A 16,649-nucleotide genomic window follows, 5' to 3' on the forward strand; every position below is an offset into this window, starting at 1 on the left:
TTGGGTGGATTTTGATCGCCGTCAAGCTTCCAGCCGGCCGTCCGCCGATGATGGGGACATGGCCACGCGCGACCGCGCGCGGCAACTCACCCCAGCGAGGTTCGCATGTACAAGAAGATCATGGTGGCCGTCGACGGCAGCGCTTCGTCGAAACAGGCGCTTGCCGAGGCAATGAAGGTGGCACTGGCGGGCGACACGCACGTCAGCGTCGTGTACGTGGTCGACAAGTCGGTGCTGTTTACGTACGCGGGTCGTTTCGATCCGCATGCGCTCATCGAGGAAATCCGCGACGACGGGCGCAAGGTGCTGCGTGAAGCCGAAGAGGTCCTCGCGCGGGCCGGCGCGAAGGGCGAGGGCGAACTCGTCGAGACCGAGAGCATTGGCGAGGACGTCGCGGAACGCCTGCAGCGTTACGTCAAGGAGCGCGGGATCGACCTCGCGGTGGTCGGCACGCACGGGCGGCGCGGCATCCGGCGCGTGGTGCTCGGGAGCGTCGCCGAGCGCTTCGTGCGTGGCTCGAAGTGCCCGGTGCTGCTGATTCGCGGCGACGATGCCGGCGAGCCGGCTTCCGCCGCGGCAGCCTGATCTGGCGGACGCGCGATGATACGTCGTCAATACCGGATCGTCGTCGCGGCGATCGCCGTGTTCGTGTCGCTCGCGGGGATGATGGCCGTGGTGACCGGGCTGCTGTTCGACGAAACGATCGCGCTGCGTGGCGGCGCGGTCGCGTTGATCGTCGGCGTGGCCTGCTTTGTCGTCATGCTCAACCCGGGGCCGAAGGGCGAGGGGTGACGCGCGGCGCTTCCTCGGTTTCATGCAAGACCGGCAATCACCGCAGCAGCACCGCCGGTCCGTCTTTCCGCCTCTCTCCGTCCGTCATGTCCGGCGCATTCGCGTCATCCTGCCCGGCCGGCATCGCCCTGGCCGGCATCTCCCGTCTCATCGATTCCGCATCAGGCAGCGCACGCTTTGATTGAATGACTCGCGCATGCGCGAGCACGCCGCTGCTTACCTCATCGCGGCGGTCGAGTCCTGTCCTCGCAGCTTTCCTTCGGTGGCGCACCCGCATTGATCCGGCCTGACACGGCAACCGTTAGCGCGCGCGTGGCAGCGACCCGTGCGTGATTGCATCGCGCCGCGAAAGCGCGTGATGTCGTGACAAAGCGGCTCACGTGCATAACCGTGTGATCGAGCGCCGGCCTGCAACCCGTCAAACCCGTTTCGAAGTCCTTCGTGAAGGCGGGAGCCGCGCGGCGGTTCCAGATGGCAAACACCGGTTGATTCAACGCCACACGGTGCAGGTGAATCCCGAGCCTCGCTCCGGCTACGAGTGGCCGCGATGGACGAACGCGTGATGCGAAGGTCCGGTGCCGAGCATGCCATTAGCGCTCCTGAATCGATCCCCATTTAATACCGATGCGTGCGGGGGCAACGATATCGTGATTTGTATCAAATCGTGATATGTCGATCCGAAAGAGAATTCATTCGATCCGGACGCAAGGGATGGAACCGGACGCCACGAGCCGAATGCCGATCGTCCTTTACATCCGGAATATCACCTCCTTAAATACTCAGGGTCTGCGAAAAGACCGGAAAAACGAGATCCCCATGAGCCATTTCCTGGATAGATTGCGTTATTTCTCCACCACAAGGCCAACATTCTCCGACGGACACGGCGCCGTCACGGACGAGGACCGCAAATGGGAAGACGGCTATCGGCTGCGCTGGCAGCACGACAAGATCGTCCGTTCGACCCACGGGGTGAACTGCACGGGTTCGTGCTCCTGGAAGGTCTATGTGAAAGGCGGGATCGTCACCTGGGAAACGCAGCAGACCGACTACCCCCGCACGCGCCCCGACATGCCGAACCACGAGCCGCGCGGCTGCTCGCGCGGCGCTTCGTACTCCTGGTATCTGTATAGCGCGAACCGTCTCAAGCATCCGATGGTGCGCAGCGCGCTGGTGAAGCTGTGGCGCGAACGCCGCCGCACGCTCGCGCCGGTCGACGCATGGCGTTCGATCGTCGAGGACGACGACGCGCGGCGCTCGTATCAGAGCCGGCGCGGGCTCGGCGGTTTCGTACGCGCGAGCTGGGACGAGGTCAATGAGATCGTTGCGGCCGCAAACGTTTACACGGTCGAGCGGCACGGGCCCGATCGCGTCGTCGGCTTCTCGCCGATTCCGGCGATGTCGATGGTGTCGTACGCGGCGGGCTCGCGCTACCTGTCGCTGATCGGCGGCGTGTGCCTGAGCTTCTACGACTGGTATTGCGACCTGCCGCCCGCGTCGCCGCAGACCTGGGGCGAGCAGACCGACGTGCCGGAATCGGCCGACTGGTACAACTCGACGTTCATCATGATGTGGGGCTCCAACGTCCCGCAGACCCGCACGCCCGATGCGCACTTCCTCGTCGAGGCGCGCTATCGCGGCACGAAGGTCGTGTCGGTGTTCCCCGACTACTCGGAAGGCGCGAAGTTCGGTGATCTGTGGCTGCATCCGAAGCAGGGCACCGACGCGGCGCTCGCGCTCGCGATGGGTCACGTGATCCTGAAGGAGTTCCACCTCGCAGGCAAGAGCGACTATTTCATCGACTACTGCAAGCGCTATACCGACATGCCGGCGCTCGTGCGTCTCGTGCCGCACGGCGATGGCTACGTGCCCGAGCGCCTCGTGCGCGCGTCCGATTTCGACGACGCGCTCGACGAGGCTGCACATCCGGACTGGAAGACCGTGATGATCGACGACGCGACCGGCGAATTCGTCGTGCCGGTGGGCTCGATCGGCTTCCGCTGGGGGCAGCAGGCCAAGGACGGATCGAGCGACAAGGGCAAGTGGAACCTGCGAGGCGAGACGTCGAAGGGTGCGGCGCTGTCACCACGGCTGTCCTGCACGGCCGGGCACGACGACGTGGTCGACGTGCTGTTTCCGTACTTCGGCAACCAGCCGCACGCGCATTTCAACTCGACGCAGCACGGCTCCGAGCTGTCTCGCCGGATCGGCGTGCGGCGCGTCGCGACGCGCGACGGCGAGATGCTGGTCGCGACCGTCTACGACCTGTTCGTCGCGAACTACGGGCTCGACCAGGGGCTGGGCGGGCGCGACGTGGCCACGAGCTACGACGACGATCTTCCGTATACACCAGCCTGGCAGGAAACGATCACGGGCGTGAAGCGCGCGGACGTGATTTCGGTCGCGCGGCAGTTCGCGGAGAACGCGCACAAGACGCAAGGCAAGTCGATGGTGATCATCGGCGCGGGGATCAATCACTGGTTCCACATGGACATGTCGTACCGCGCGATCATCAACATGCTGATCATGTGCGGCTGCGTCGGCAAGCCGGGCGGAGGCTGGTCGCATTACGTGGGCCAGGAGAAGCTGCGTCCGCAGACGGGCTGGACCGCGCTCGCGTTCGCGCTCGACTGGAACCGGCCGCCGCGGCACATGAACGCGACGTCGTTCTTCTACGCGCACACCGATCAGTGGCGCTACGACACGATGGACCCGGGCGCGCTGCTGTCCCCGCTCGCGGACAAGACGCAGTTCCACGGTTCGCCGATCGACTACAACGTGCGCGCCGAACGGATGGGCTGGCTGCCGTCCGCGCCGCAGCTCGCGGTGAATCCGCTGAAGGTCGGTGCGAGTCTCGGCGACCCCGCGCAGGCCGGCGCCGAGGTCGCGCGGCACCTGAAAGCCGGGATGCTGCGGATGGCGTGCGAGGACCCGGATTCCCCCGACAACTTCCCGCGCAACCTGTTCGTGTGGCGCTCGAACCTGCTCGGTTCGTCGGGCAAGGGCCACGAGTATTTCCTGAAGCACCTGCTCGGCACGACCAACGGCGTGCAGGGCGACGACCTCGGCGCGACGGGCGGCGCGCGTCCGGAGGAAGTGAAGTGGCACGACGAAGCGCCGCGCGGCAAGCTCGACCTGCTCGTCACGCTCGACTTCCGGATGTCGACCACCTGCATGTATTCGGACGTCGTGCTGCCGACCGCGACGTGGTACGAGAAGGACGACATGAACACGTCCGACATGCACCCGTTCATCCATCCGCTGTCGGCAGCGGTCGATCCCGCATGGGAATCGAAGAGCGACTGGGAAATCTTCAAAGGGATCGCGAAGCGCTTCTCCGAGCTGTGCGACGGGCATCTTGGCGTCGAACGCGACGTCGTGCTCGCGCCGATCGCGCACGATACGCCGGGCGAACTCGCGCAGCCGTTCGACGTGCAGGACTGGAAGCGCGGCGAATGCGAGCCGGTGCCGGGCCGTACGATGCCGTCGGTGATCGCGGTCGAGCGCGATTATCCGAATACCTATGCACGCTTCACGTCGCTCGGCCCGCTGATGGACAAGCTCGGCAACGCGGGCAAGGGCATCGGCTGGGACACGAAGGACGAAGTGAAGCTGCTCGGCCAGCTCAATTACCAGGTCGCCGGCGGCGCCACGCAGGGGCGCCCGCGCATCGACACCGCGCTCGACGCCGCGGAGGTGATTCTCGCGCTCGCGCCGGAGACCAACGGCGAAGTCGCGGTGAAGGCGTGGCGCGCGTTGTCTGGCATCACCGGCATCGACCACACGCACCTGGCCGCCGCGCGCGCGGACGAGAAGATCCGTTTCCGCGACATCCAGGCGCAACCGCGCAAGATCATCTCGTCGCCGACGTGGAGCGGGATCGAATCCGAGCACGTGTCGTACAACGCCGGTTACGTGAACGTGCACGAGCTGGTGCCGTGGCGCACGCTGACGGGCCGTCAGCAGTTGTACCAGGATCACGCGTGGATGCGCGCGTTCGGCGAGTCGCTGTGCGTGTACAAGCCGCCGATCGACACGGGCAGCTATGCGCACATGGTCGGCAAGCGCTCGAACGGCAATCCGGAGCGCGTGCTCAACTTCCTGACGCCGCACCAGAAGTGGGGGATCCACAGCACGTACACGGACAACCTGCTGATGCTGACGCTGTCGCGCGGCGGCCCGATCGTGTGGATGTCGGAGGACGACGCGAAAGCGATCGGCGCGGTCGATAACGACTGGATCGAGTGCTACAACTCGAACGGTGCATTGTGCGCGCGGGCGGTCGTGAGTCAGCGGATTCCGTCCGGGATGGTGATGATGTACCACGCGCAGGAAAAGATCGTGAACACGCCGGGCTCCGAGATCACCGGCACGCGCGGCGGCATTCACAACTCGGTCACGCGCATCGCGCTGAAGCCGACCCACATGATCGGCGGCTACGCGCAGCTGTCGTACGGCTTCAACTATTACGGCACGGTCGGCTCGAATCGCGACGAGTTCCTGATCGTGCGCAGAATGAGCAAGATCGACTGGCTCGACGGCGAGGAAACCGCGGTCGACCCGACCACACAGGCCGTACGGGATGGAGAAACGTCATGAAGGTACGCGCACAGATCGCGATGGTGCTGAACCTCGACAAGTGCATCGGGTGCCATACCTGCTCGGTGACCTGCAAGAACGTGTGGACCAGCCGCGAAGGGATGGAGTACGCGTGGTTCAACAACGTCGAGACGAAGCCGGGCATCGGCTATCCGAAGGACTGGGAGAATCAGGACCGCTGGCGCGGCGGCTGGCAACGCCGTGCGGACGGCCGGATCGAGCCGCGTATGGGCGGCAAGTGGCGGCTGCTCGCGCAGATTTTCGCGAACCCGCACCTGCCCGAGATCGACGATTACTACGAGCCGTTCACATTCGACTACGGCCACCTTCAGGAAGCGGGCAACACGCGCGCGATGCCGGTCGCGCGGCCGCGCTCGCTGATCAGCGGCCAGCGGCTCGAAAAGATCGAGTGGGGTCCGAACTGGGAGGAAATCCTCGGCGGCGAGTTCGAGAAGCGCGCGAAGGACTACAACTTCGAGTCGGTGCAGAAGGAGATCTACGGGCAGTTCGAGAACACCTTCATGATGTACCTGCCGCGCCTCTGCGAGCACTGCCTGAATCCGGCGTGCGTCGCGTCGTGCCCGTCGGGTTCGATCTACAAGCGGGAGGAAGACGGCATCGTGCTGATCGACCAGGACAAGTGCCGCGGGTGGCGCATGTGCGTGTCGGGCTGCCCGTACAAGAAGATCTACTACAACTGGCAGAGCGGCAAGGCCGAGAAGTGCATCTTCTGCTATCCGCGCATCGAGGCCGGCCAGCCGACGGTGTGTTCGGAAACCTGCGTGGGCCGCATCCGCTACCTCGGCGTGCTGCTGTACGACGCCGACAGAATCAGTGAAGCCGCGAGCGCGGAGAACGAGAAGGACCTGTACGAAGCGCAGCTGTCGCTGTTCCTCGATCCGGAGGACCCGGCCGTGATCGCGCAGGCCGAGCGCGACGGCGTGCCGGCCGCGTGGCTCGACGCCGCGCGGCGCTCGCCGACCTACAAGATGGCGATCGACTGGAAGATCGCGTTCCCGCTGCATCCGGAATACCGGACGCTGCCGATGGTGTGGTACGTGCCGCCGCTGTCGCCGATCAACTCGGCCGCCAACAGCGGCGCGCTCGGGATGAACGGCTATCTGCCGGACGTCGAATCGTTGCGCATCCCGCTGCGCTATCTCGCGAACCTGTTGACGGCCGGCGACGAGGCGCCCGTGAAGCTCGCGCTCGAACGGCTGCTCGCGATGCGCGGGTTCATGCGCGCGCGCCACGTGGACGGCGTCGACGCGCGCGGCGTGCTCGACCAGGTCGGTCTATCGCTCGCGCAGGTCGAGGAGATGTACCGCTATCTGGCGATCGCGAACTACGAGGATCGCTTCGTGATCCCGACGACGCACCGCGAGTATGCGGAAAACGCATACGATCTGCGCGCGTCGTGCGGCTTCTCGTTCGGCAACGGCTGTTCCGACGGCCGTTCGGAGGGCAGCCTGTTCAGTCCGAAGAAGGGCACGAAAACCATTCCGATCCACGAGGCGTCCCGATGAGCACCGCACCCGATCCGACCTACGCGGCGTTCGCTGCGCTGCTTGACTATCCCGACGATGCGCTCGTCGACGTGCTCGACTCGATCGAAGCCCATCTGCGCGAATGCGCGCGCGTGCCGAAGGCGGTGCGCGCGGGCCTCGACCGCTTCTTCGCCTACATGCGCGAGCGTGACCTGCTGACGCTGCAGGAGAACTACGTCGCGCTGTTCGATCGCGGCCGCGCGACGTCGCTGCACCTGTTCGAGCACGTGCACGGCGAATCGCGCGACCGCGGGCAGGCGATGGTCGACCTGCTGCAGATGTACGAGCGGCACGGGTTGACGTTGAATCCGGGCGAGCTGCCCGACTACCTGCCCGTGTTCCTCGAATACCTGTCGCGGCTGCCGGCGACCGATGCGCGCAACCTGCTCGGCGAGACCGGCGAGATCCTGCGCGCGTTGGCCGGCCAACTCGCGCAGCGCGGCAGCCATTACAGCTTCGTTGTCGGCGCGCTGCTGCCGATGGCCGGCCTCGCGTCGGTCGACGCACCGGCGGCCGCGGACGACGACATCGCAGGCGAGCGGCCGAGTGCCGACGACTACCGCGCGCTCGACGCGTCGTATGCGGACGAGGCAGTGCGCTTCGTCGGCGCGGCAACGCCGGCCGAGCAGACGGTGCGGTTCCACGACAAGCGGCCGGCCCGCAGCGCATAAGCGCGGGCTCAACTGGGGAAAGACATGAACGCTTATTTGCATCAGTTCCTGTTCGGGATCTACCCGTACATCTGTCTCGCGGTGCTGCTGGTCGGCAGCCTGATCCGCTTCGACCGCGAGCAGTACACGTGGAAGAGCGATTCGTCGCAGCTGCTGCGCCACGGGATGCTGCGGCTCGGCAGCAACCTGTTCCACTGGGGCGTGCTGGTCGTCGTGCTCGGGCACTTCGGTGGCTTCCTCGCACCGCACTGGCTCGTGTCGCCGTTCCTGTCGGCGTCCGGGCACCAGCTCGTCGCGATGGTGGCGGGCGGTGCGGCCGGCGTCGCGGCGATCATCGGGCTGACGATCCTGATCTGGCGCCGCCTCGGCGACCCGCGCATCCGCAAGAACAGCCGCCAGTCCGACATCCTGATCGTGCTGATGCTGTGGGTGCAACTCGCGCTCGGGCTCGGCACCGTCGTGCTGTCGACGCGCCACATGGACGGTGTGATGTTCGAGCAGCTCACCGATTACGTGAAGGGCGTCGTCACGTTCCGGCCGGACATCGCGAGCCAGCTGGTCGGCGTGCCGCTGACGTACCGGCTGCATATCCTGCTGGGCTTCACGATCTTCCTCGTGTCGCCGTTCACGCGGATGGTGCACATCTGGAGCGGCATCGCGTCGGTCGCGTACCTGATCCGCCCGTACCAGCTCGTGCGCAAGCGCTGAGGAGGCCACATGAACGACGTTCTCTCCGAAGTCGCGACCGCGCCGCTGGCGATCAACGGCGTTGCGATCAACGACGCGGCCATTGCGGCCGAGGCCGAGCATCACGGCGATGCGCCCGATCCACTCGACGCGGCACGGCACGCGCTCGCGGTGCGCGAACTGCTGCGTCAGCGCGCGGTATCGCTCGGGCTGATCGATGAAAGCACACCGCTCGACGACGCAGCGGTCGATGCCTTGCTCGAGCGCGAGTTGACTCACGTGCCCGAACCCGATCGCGCCGATTGCGAGCGCTACTACGGGCAGCATCCGACGCGTTTTCGCCGCGGCGACATCGTGTATGCGAGCCACGTGCTGTTCGCGGTGACCGACCGCGTGCCGCTCGCACCGCTGCGGCAGCGCGCGGAACGTGCGCTCGCCGACGTGGTGGCCGCACCCGACACGTTTGAAGCGGTCGCGCGCGCGTCTTCGAATTGTCCGTCGGCACAAGTCGGCGGCAGCCTCGGGCAGCTCCTGCGCGGCGACACCGTGCCGGAATTCGAGGCTGCGCTGTTCGATACGGACGGGCTCGGCGTGCTGCCGAAACTCGTCAATACCCGCTTCGGCTTCCACATCGTGCGCATCGAGCACCGCGTGCCTGGCGACGTGGTGCCGTTCGACGAGGCCGCCGGCCAGATCGCCGCGTACCTGTCGAAACGCGTGCGGCAGCGGGCGATACGGCAGTACGTGGCGATACTCGCGGGCGGCGCGCGGGTCGAAGGCGTGACCTTCGACGGCGCGAACGGCCCGCTCGTCCAATGAAACGAGGTTTTGCGTATGGCAATTCAACAAGGTAGCGCTCGCCTGGCCGCGGAGACGCCGGCCGTTCCGCTGCGCGCATGGTCGGTGCTGGCCGCGAGCACGCTCGCGTTCATGGTGTGTTTCGTCGTGTGGATGATGTTCGGCGTGCTCGGCGTGCAACTGCGCACCGATCTCGGGCTGAACAGCACGGAATTCGGGCTGCTCACGTCGACGCCCGTGCTGACCGGCGCGCTGATGCGCTTGCCGCTGGGCACGTGGACCGACCGCTTCGGCGGCCGGATCGTGATGACGGTGCTGCTCGTCGTGTGCGCGATTCCCGTCTACATCGTCAGCTACGCGACGCAGCTGTGGCAGTTCCTCTTGATCGGGCTGTTCCTCGGCTGCGTCGGCGCGTCGTTCGCGGTCGGCACGCCGTACGTCGCGCGCTTTTTCCCGCCGAAGCGGCGCGGGCTCGCGATGGGCGTGTTCGGTGCGGGCACGTGCGGCGCGGCGGTCAACCTATTCGTCACGCCGCTGCTGCTGTCCGCATATGGATGGCGCTTCGTGCCGCGCGTCTACGCAGTCGCATTGCTCGTCACGGCCGTGATCTTCTGGTTCGCGTCGGCACCCGATCCAGGGGCAGGCAAACGGGGTGGATCGATGCTCGACGCGTTCAAGGTGTTGCGCGATCCGCGCGTGTGGCGGCTCTGCCAGTACTACTCGATCACGTTCGGCGGCTTCACGGCGCTCTCGCTGTGGATCCCGCAGTACCTGAAGAGCGAATACGGGATGTCGCTCGTGATGGCATCCGCGTTCGCGGCCGGCTTCTCGCTGCCGGGCTCCGTGCTGCGTGCGCTCGGCGGCGCGCTGTCCGACCGCTTCGGCGCGCATGCGGTCACCTGGTGGGGGCTGTGGGTCGCGTGGATCTGCCTGTTCCTGCTGTCATATCCGGCGACCGACTTCGTGATTCACACGATCGACGGCACCGCGTCGCTGAATCTGTCGATGCCGGTGGCAGGCTTCGTCGCGCTGACCTTCGTGCTCGGTGCGGTGTTCGCGTTCGGGATGGCGTCGACCTTCAAGTACGTAGCCGACGATTTCCCGGACAACATGGGCGTCGTCACGGGCATCGTCGGCCTCGCGGGCGGGCTCGGCGGCTTTCTGCTGCCGATCCTGTTCGGCCTGCTGCTCGACTTGCTGCGCGTGCGCACGACCTGCTTCATGTTCTTGTACGGGATCGTGTGGGTGTCGCTGATCCTGATCTACCTGTCCGAGGTGCGGCGCACGCCTGTGACGGGCTGAACGTTCCTGCGCGATGCCGGTAGCCTGCGGCATCGCGCACGCATCTTGCAGCACGCCGGGCGTTTTCGAGCGTCCGCAGTTCTGTCAAACTGGCGCCCATGACACCGCGCCTCGCCTTATCGCCTTCCTCCGATTCCACACCTGCGCCCGCGGGCTTCCCCGACGCCGACGAACTGGCCGCGCTGCGCGCGTGGTACGCGGGCATGACCGTGCGGCAGGCCGTCGAGCGCTACCTGCCCGATCGGCTCGGCGAAGGGCGCTCGGCGCGCGGCGTGATCGGCGGGATTCGTCGCCGTCTCGTGCGTGTCGCGCGGCAGGCAGGGCGGCCCGATCTCGCGGAGCAACTGGGTCATGCCGACAGCGCGCGCATTCAGATGGCGAAGGCCGCGACCGATGCGATCGGCCTGCTGCGCCATGCGCGAGCGCCGGTGCCGCAGATCAGCGACGACGTTGGTTTGTGGCTGCCCGCACGCGCAGTCGTCGCGCTGCGCGCACACGGGATCGCGACGCTGGCCGACCTGACCGTGCGGATTCCGCGGCGGCGCCAGTGGTGGCGCGCAATAACGGGGCTCGGCGTGGCGAGCGCGCGCCACATCGAGGCGTTCTTTTCCGCGCATCCCGACTTGACGGAGCGGGCGCGCGCGCTGATCGCGGCGACGCCGCGCAGCGCCATCGTGCCGTGGGAGCACCTGAAGTTGCCGCACGAGGTCGACGGGTCGGCCGGCACGTTCCGCGCGCCGCGCGCGACCAGCACGCTCGACGCGGACAACGATTACGCGGCCGTGCACGCGTGGCTGTCGCTGCACGAATCGGCCGCGACGCGCCGCGCGTACCGGAAGGAGGCCGAGCGGCTGATCCTGTGGGCGATCGTCGAGCGCGGGCGCGCGCTGTCGTCGCTGACCACCGAGGATGCGGTTGCGTATCGCGCGTTCCTGCGCAACCCGACGCCGCACGAACGCTGGATCGGCCCGGTGCGGCCGCGCGGCGCGCCGGACTGGCGGCCGTTTTCGGGCGGATTGTCCGCGCGTTCGGCCGCGTACACGCTATCGGTTCTCGGCGCGCTGTTCCGCTGGCTGATCGAGCAGCGCTATCTGCTCGCGAATCCGTTCGCGGGCGTCAAGGTGCGCGATACGCGCGGCGCGAATGCGCTGGACACGTCGCATGCGTTCACCGAAGGCGAGTGGCTGCTCGTGCGCACGATCGCGGACGGGCTCGAGTTTCGCAAGGCCAAGCCGTCCGGCGCACCGCAGTCCGGCTGGACGCCGGCCGCCGCGCAACGGCTGCGTTTCATCCTCGATTTCGGCTATGCGACCGGGCTGCGCGCGAGCGAACTGGTCGGCGCGACGCTTGGCGACATCGAAACGGACGCGCACGGCGATGCGTGGCTGAAGGTGATCGGCAAGGGCAGCAAGGCCGCGCGCGTCGCGCTGCCGCCGCTCGCGCGCACGGCGCTCGATCGTCATCTGGTCGCGCGGCGGCTGCCGGTCACGCCGGTGCGCTGGCGGCCCGATACGCCGCTGATTCCGAGCCTTGCGGAAGACGGGGCGGCCGGAATTACGAGCGTGCGGCTGTGGAAGGTGATGCAGCGTTTCTTCGCGCAGACGGCCGCGCTCGTCGATGACGACAACCCGTCGCTCGCGCAGAAGCTGCGCCAGGCGAGCCCGCACTGGATGCGTCATACGCATGCGACGCATGCGCTCGCGCGCGGCGCGGAGCTGACGACGGTGCGGGACAACCTGCGGCATGCGTCGATCTCGACGACGTCGATTTATCTGCACGGGGACGATGTGAAGCGGGCACGGCAGATGTCGAGTGCGTTTTCGGCTGACAAATGAGCAGGGCGCGCGCGTGATCGCATGAAATCCGAACGGAACGACACCGCGTCGGTGACGGTCAGAAGGGTTATTCGGTAACGGAGCGGATGGATGGCATCGAGTCAGGGAACCGTCGATTTCGTCGTCGAGCAGATGGCTGCAGCGGGTACCGTGTCGGCGCGCAAGATGTTCGGCGAGTACGGCATCTACTGCGATGGCAAGATGGTCGCGCTGGTGTGCGACGACCGGTTGTTCGTCAAGCCGACGCCTGACGGGCGTGCGTTTCTCGGCACCTGCGACGAAGCGCCACCGTATCCGACGGCGAAGCCGCATCTCGTCATTGGGGGCGAGCGCTGGGACGACCGCGAATGGCTGTCGGCGCTGATCCGGATCACTGCTGCGCAACTGCCGGTGCCGGTGAAGCGGGGTCGATAGCGGTCGGCGTATTCTGTGAACCATGTGCGCGACCATCGCGCCCCCGCTGGAGCACAAGAATGGAGACATCCGAACATCCGCAAGCACCGCGATATGCGCGCCGCGCATGGCACGCGCTCGTCGCAGCCCTGTGCCTCGGCTGGTGCGCGCTGTCGTTCGGCGCGGACGGCGCGGCGGCGCTGCTCGACCGTTACCACAGCCTCGGTGCGCAACTGAAGGACAACGCGTTTCACCGGCCGCTATACCTCGAATCGTCGGAGGCGTCGTCGTCGCTGAAGGGCGACATTTACGCGGTCGTCGACTATCCGTTTTCCGTCGTGAACGGCAAGCTCAACGATCCCGCGCAGGGCCCCGCGAACTGGTGCGCGGTGCTGATCCTGCATCTGAACACGAAGTACTGTCACGCGTCGACCGGCAGCGACGGCCCGGTGCTCGACGTGAACCTCGGCCGCAAGATCGAGCAGAAGCTGTCGGATACCTATCGCGTGCAGTTCCGCTACCGCGTGGCCGCCGCGACGCCTGAGTATTTTCAGGTCGACCTGACCGCCGACAGCGGTCCGATGGGCACGAAGGACTACCGGATCGCGCTGGAGGCCGTGCCGGTCGGCGCGTCGCGCACGTTTCTGCACCTGACGTATTCGTACGGCTTCGGCGCCGTCGGCCGCATGGCGATGAAGACCTACCTCGCGACGGTCGGCAGCGACAAGGTCGGGTTCACGGCAGCCAGCGGCGCATCGGCGACGCAGCCGCAGTACATCGGCGGCGTGCGCGGATTGCTGGAGCGCAACACGATGCGCTACTACCTCGCGATCGACACGTATCTCGCGACGCTCGACAAGCCGCTCGACCAGCGCCTTGCGCGCTGGTTCGACGCGACCGAGCAGTATCCGAAGCAACTGCACGAAGTCGAGCGTGGCGCGTATCTGCAGATGAAGGCACAGGAAGTGCAGCGGCAGCAGGCGGCGCGATGACGCCGCCTGCTGCCGGGCTGCTCGGCGCCGATCAGTTCGACGCGCCGCCGACCGTGCGAATGCTGTGCCACTGCCCCTGTTCGACGCGGAACAGCGTGTAGGGCGGCTTGATCAGGTCGCCGCGTTCGTCGAACGAGATCTTCCCCGTCACGCCCGTGACCGACACCCCCGGCAGGCTCGCGACGATCTTGCCGCGATCGACCGAATCGGCCTTGCGAACGGCCGCGATCATGGCAAGCGCCGCGTCGTACGCGAACGGTGCATACAGCTCGACGTCCTGGTTGAAGCGCGCCTTGTAGCGCTGCGCGAACGCGATGGCGGACGGCAGCTTGTCGAGCGCCGGGCCCGGCTCGAGATCCTGCGTGCCTTCGCCCGCGTTGCCGGCGATCTTCAGGAACGCATTGCTTTTCAACGCGCCGGCGCCGAACAGCTGCGCGCGGATGCCGAGCTAGCGCATCTGCTTGACGAGCATCGCGCCCTGTTCGTCGAGGCCGCCGAAGAACAGCAGGTCGACGTTGTTGCTCTTCATCGTCGTCAGGATGCCGCGGAAATCGACGGCCTTGTCGTTCGTGTATTCGCGGCCGACGATGCTGCCGTGCGCGTCCTTGACGCCTTTCTCGAATGCGTCGGCAAGCCCCTGGCCGAATGCGGTGCGATCGTCGATGATGCCGATCCGCTTCGCCTTGAACTGCTCGACCGCGAAGCGGCCGGCCACCACGCCGCCGACGCCGTCGTGCCCCATCGTGCGGAACACGTTCTTGAAGCCCTGCATCGTCAGTTGCGGATTGGTCGAGCCGGGCGTGATCATCGCGACGTTCGCCTGCCTGTAGACGGCCGACGCGGGGATGCTGCAGCCCGAGTTGTAGTGGCCGATCACACCGACCACGCCGTCGTCGACGAGCTTCTGTGCGACCTGGATCGCGATGCGCGGATCGGCCACGGTAGCGACGATACCGCGTGCAACGGCGAAGGCTGCCGGCTCGCTCCCCGTGTCGAACAGACCGACGTCGGTGCCCGCACCGGGCGCAGGTGAACAGCCGCAGCGCGTTGCGCCACCGGACAGCGTCCGCATCTCGTCCCGAACCCTTCATCGTCGGCTCGCTGACGCCCGCGTGGCACGCCCCATCGCTCTCGTGCCATTTTCATGGCCGTGCAGCTCGGGCAGCCTCGACCTTTTCCTGTCAGGCCGGTCGGGCGTGACCAGCCAGCGCCGACAGCGCTGCGCGTCACGTCGTATTGCTCTCCGGTCGCCGCTCCCCGCACCAAATTCGTAAGACGTACAGTTCGCCCGAAGTCGCAAATTCGCGACGAACTGTACTCTTCTGTGCGTGTCCGATGTGTGTACTCTGCGTCAACTGTTCTGCTCTTAAGATTCCATCATCAAGTGCACAGTGCCGCAGGCCCAGACATCACGGGCCTTCCGGCGCATCTTCAAAAGCGAGCCACTGCGATGGAAAAGGCAAAACCCGAGGGAGCAATCAGGCATCACGACAGCCTGGTCAGCAGGCAGCACACGCACGGAACGGGCGTGCACGGGGCGGCGGCGCGCATGCGCTGGGCGGCGGGGAGCACGCAATGAAGCTCTACGAAAAACTAGCGGACGACATCGAACGTCTGATCCGCCAGGGCGTGTACCGGCACGGCGACCGGATTCCGTCGGTGCGGCAGGCGAGCCAGCAGCACCGGATCAGCATCACGACCGTGCTGCACGCGTACCTGTTGCTCGAAAGCCGCGGGCTGCTGGAAAGCCGTCCGCAGTCGGGCTACTTCGTGAACCTGCGTCGCGACGACAACCATGCGCCGGTGCGCGAGCTGCGGCCGTCGAAGCCGATCGCGATTTCGTCGTCGGTCGACATGAGCCGGCTCGTGCTGTCGACGTTGCGCTCGATCGGCACCGACGACGCGGTGCCGCTCGGTTCGCCGTATCCGGATCCGAGCCTCTTTCCGTTCGAGAAGCTGAACCGCTACGCGTATGCGGCCGGCCGGGACAAGTCGCTGTGGGGCGTGACCGACGGGCTGCCGCCCGGCCATCCGCGCCTGATCCGGCAGATCGCACGGCGCTACCTGGAAAACGGCATGTCGGTCGACCCGAACGAGATCATCGTGACGGTCGGCGCGACGGAGGCGATCAACCTGTGCCTGCAGGCGGTCGCGAAACCGGGTGACACGATCGCGGTGGAGTCGCCGACGTTCTACGCGATGCTGCATGCGATCGAGCGGATGGGGATGAAGGCGATCGAGGTCGCGACGCATCCGGAATACGGGATCGATATCGCCGCGCTGGCGGCAATCGCAAAGTCGCAGCCGATCGCCGCGTGCATGGTGATGCCGAATTTCCAGAATCCGCTGGGCTTCCAGATGCCCGACGAGCGCAAGCGCGAACTGGTGGAATTCGCGACCCGCGTCGACATGCCGATCATCGAGAACGGTGTGTATAACGAACTGTATTTCGGCGAGTCGCATCCGGGCACGCTGAAGTCCTACGACCGCAACGGGATCGTGCTGCATTGCGCATCGTTTTCGAAGAGCCTGACGGCGGCTTACCGGGTCGGCTGGGCGTTGCCGGGCCGGTATCGCGATCAGGTCGAGAAGCTGAAGTTCCTGAACACGCTGGCCACGCCGTCGCTGCCGCAGCTCGCGATCGCCGAGTTTCTCGAACGCGACGGCTACGAGCATCACCTGCGGCGCTTGCGCAAGGCGTATGCGCAGCAGGCGAACCTGATGCGCGCGATGGTGTCGCGATTCTTCCCTGAAGGCACGCGCATCTCCAGCCCGGCCGGCGGCTACGTGCTGTGGGTCGAGTTGCCGGTGCAGGTCGACGCGATGCGGCTGTATCAGCTCGCGCTGGAGCAGGGAATCACGATCGGCCCCGGCTACATGTTCTCGATCACCGACAACTACCGGAACTTCATCCGGTTGAACTACAGCAGCCCGTGGTCGCCGGAGATCGAGCGAGCGGTGATCGCGGTCGGGAAGCTCGCCGCCTCGTGCGTGCGATGAAGCGAAGGCCGGTGCGCGTCGCACGCATCGGCCCGG

General features: G+C 66.5%; 12 protein-coding genes and 1 pseudogene. 12 read left to right on the plus strand and 1 reads right to left on the minus strand.

Annotated elements, in window-relative coordinates; all coding sequences use genetic code 11:
* Window positions 1-105: 105 nt before the first annotated feature.
* From ACT2FV_RS12355 to ACT2FV_RS12405, 11 genes are all read left to right on the plus strand, one after another.
* Window positions 106-585: a universal stress protein gene (locus ACT2FV_RS12355; RefSeq protein ID WP_059605845.1), complete on the plus strand. Its 480-nt coding sequence runs from the start codon at window positions 106-108 to the stop codon at window positions 583-585.
* 15 nt (window positions 586-600) lie between these two features.
* On the plus strand, window positions 601-792 hold the full coding sequence (locus ACT2FV_RS12360) for a DUF2964 family protein (RefSeq protein WP_059511565.1): 192 nt from the start codon (window positions 601-603) through the stop codon (window positions 790-792).
* 816 nt (window positions 793-1,608) lie between these two features.
* On the plus strand, window positions 1,609-5,388 hold the full coding sequence (locus ACT2FV_RS12365) for a nitrate reductase subunit alpha (RefSeq protein WP_444503990.1): 3,780 nt from the start codon (window positions 1,609-1,611) through the stop codon (window positions 5,386-5,388).
* Window positions 5,385-6,914: a nitrate reductase subunit beta gene (gene narH, locus ACT2FV_RS12370; RefSeq protein ID WP_124625530.1), complete on the plus strand. Its 1,530-nt coding sequence runs from the start codon at window positions 5,385-5,387 to the stop codon at window positions 6,912-6,914. Before ACT2FV_RS12365 ends, narH begins: the two co-directional genes overlap by 4 nt.
* The gene (gene narJ, locus ACT2FV_RS12375) at window positions 6,911-7,606 is read left to right on the plus strand and encodes a nitrate reductase molybdenum cofactor assembly chaperone (protein WP_444503991.1); all 696 of its coding nucleotides are present in this window, start codon (window positions 6,911-6,913) and stop codon (window positions 7,604-7,606) included. The genes narH and narJ overlap by 4 nt, the downstream gene beginning before the upstream one ends.
* A 24-nt stretch (window positions 7,607-7,630) precedes the next feature.
* Window positions 7,631-8,314, plus strand: coding sequence for a respiratory nitrate reductase subunit gamma (narI, locus tag ACT2FV_RS12380; protein WP_444503992.1), 684 nt, complete (start codon window positions 7,631-7,633; stop codon window positions 8,312-8,314).
* Between the two features lie 9 nt (window positions 8,315-8,323).
* A complete protein-coding gene (locus ACT2FV_RS12385; protein WP_444503993.1) occupies window positions 8,324-9,112 on the plus strand; it encodes a peptidylprolyl isomerase in 789 nt (262 codons plus the stop codon).
* 15 nt (window positions 9,113-9,127) lie between these two features.
* Entirely contained in the window at window positions 9,128-10,393 is a 1,266-nt protein-coding gene (locus ACT2FV_RS12390; protein ID WP_444503994.1) for an MFS transporter, read from the plus strand.
* A 98-nt stretch (window positions 10,394-10,491) separates the two neighbouring features.
* A complete protein-coding gene (locus ACT2FV_RS12395; RefSeq protein WP_151048112.1) occupies window positions 10,492-12,228 on the plus strand; it encodes a site-specific integrase in 1,737 nt (578 codons plus the stop codon).
* Window positions 12,229-12,318: 90 nt separating this feature from the next.
* The gene (locus tag ACT2FV_RS12400; protein ID WP_151048113.1) at window positions 12,319-12,642 is read left to right on the plus strand and encodes a TfoX/Sxy family protein; all 324 of its coding nucleotides are present in this window, start codon (window positions 12,319-12,321) and stop codon (window positions 12,640-12,642) included.
* A gap of 59 nt (window positions 12,643-12,701) precedes the next feature.
* Window positions 12,702-13,613 (plus strand): hypothetical protein, encoded by a 912-nt coding sequence (locus tag ACT2FV_RS12405; protein ID WP_444503995.1) that lies wholly within the window; start codon window positions 12,702-12,704, stop codon window positions 13,611-13,613.
* A 31-nt stretch (window positions 13,614-13,644) separates the two neighbouring features.
* On the opposite strand, the pseudogene ACT2FV_RS12410 reads toward ACT2FV_RS12405, so the two are convergent.
* Window positions 13,645-14,553, minus strand: a pseudogene (locus ACT2FV_RS12410) (branched-chain amino acid ABC transporter substrate-binding protein); the annotation flags it as partial.
* Between the two features lie 635 nt (window positions 14,554-15,188).
* On the opposite strand from ACT2FV_RS12410, the gene ACT2FV_RS12415 reads away from it, so the two are divergent.
* Window positions 15,189-16,613 (plus strand): aminotransferase-like domain-containing protein, encoded by a 1,425-nt coding sequence (locus tag ACT2FV_RS12415; RefSeq protein ID WP_124901537.1) that lies wholly within the window; start codon window positions 15,189-15,191, stop codon window positions 16,611-16,613.
* The last annotated feature ends 36 nt before the right edge of the window (window positions 16,614-16,649 follow it).

The sequence above is a fragment of the Burkholderia sp. PR2 genome (assembly GCF_052372875.1).
Classification (GTDB): Bacteria; Pseudomonadota; Gammaproteobacteria; order Burkholderiales; family Burkholderiaceae; genus Burkholderia; species Burkholderia diffusa.

Coding starts and splice junctions, on each gene's coding strand:
- ACT2FV_RS12415 (WP_124901537.1), top strand. CDS start 15,189: ATGAAGCTCTACGAAAAACTAGCGGACGACATCGAACGTCTGATCCGC.
- ACT2FV_RS12395 (WP_151048112.1), top strand. CDS start 10,492: ATGACACCGCGCCTCGCCTTATCGCCTTCCTCCGATTCCACACCTGCG.
- ACT2FV_RS12405 (WP_444503995.1), top strand. CDS start 12,702: ATGGAGACATCCGAACATCCGCAAGCACCGCGATATGCGCGCCGCGCA.
- ACT2FV_RS12360 (WP_059511565.1), top strand. CDS start 601: ATGATACGTCGTCAATACCGGATCGTCGTCGCGGCGATCGCCGTGTTC.
- ACT2FV_RS12400 (WP_151048113.1), top strand. CDS start 12,319: ATGGCATCGAGTCAGGGAACCGTCGATTTCGTCGTCGAGCAGATGGCT.
- ACT2FV_RS12355 (WP_059605845.1), top strand. CDS start 106: ATGTACAAGAAGATCATGGTGGCCGTCGACGGCAGCGCTTCGTCGAAA.
- narI (WP_444503992.1), top strand. CDS start 7,631: ATGAACGCTTATTTGCATCAGTTCCTGTTCGGGATCTACCCGTACATC.
- narH (WP_124625530.1), top strand. CDS start 5,385: ATGAAGGTACGCGCACAGATCGCGATGGTGCTGAACCTCGACAAGTGC.
- ACT2FV_RS12390 (WP_444503994.1), top strand. CDS start 9,128: ATGGCAATTCAACAAGGTAGCGCTCGCCTGGCCGCGGAGACGCCGGCC.
- ACT2FV_RS12385 (WP_444503993.1), top strand. CDS start 8,324: ATGAACGACGTTCTCTCCGAAGTCGCGACCGCGCCGCTGGCGATCAAC.
- narJ (WP_444503991.1), top strand. CDS start 6,911: ATGAGCACCGCACCCGATCCGACCTACGCGGCGTTCGCTGCGCTGCTT.
- ACT2FV_RS12365 (WP_444503990.1), top strand. CDS start 1,609: ATGAGCCATTTCCTGGATAGATTGCGTTATTTCTCCACCACAAGGCCA.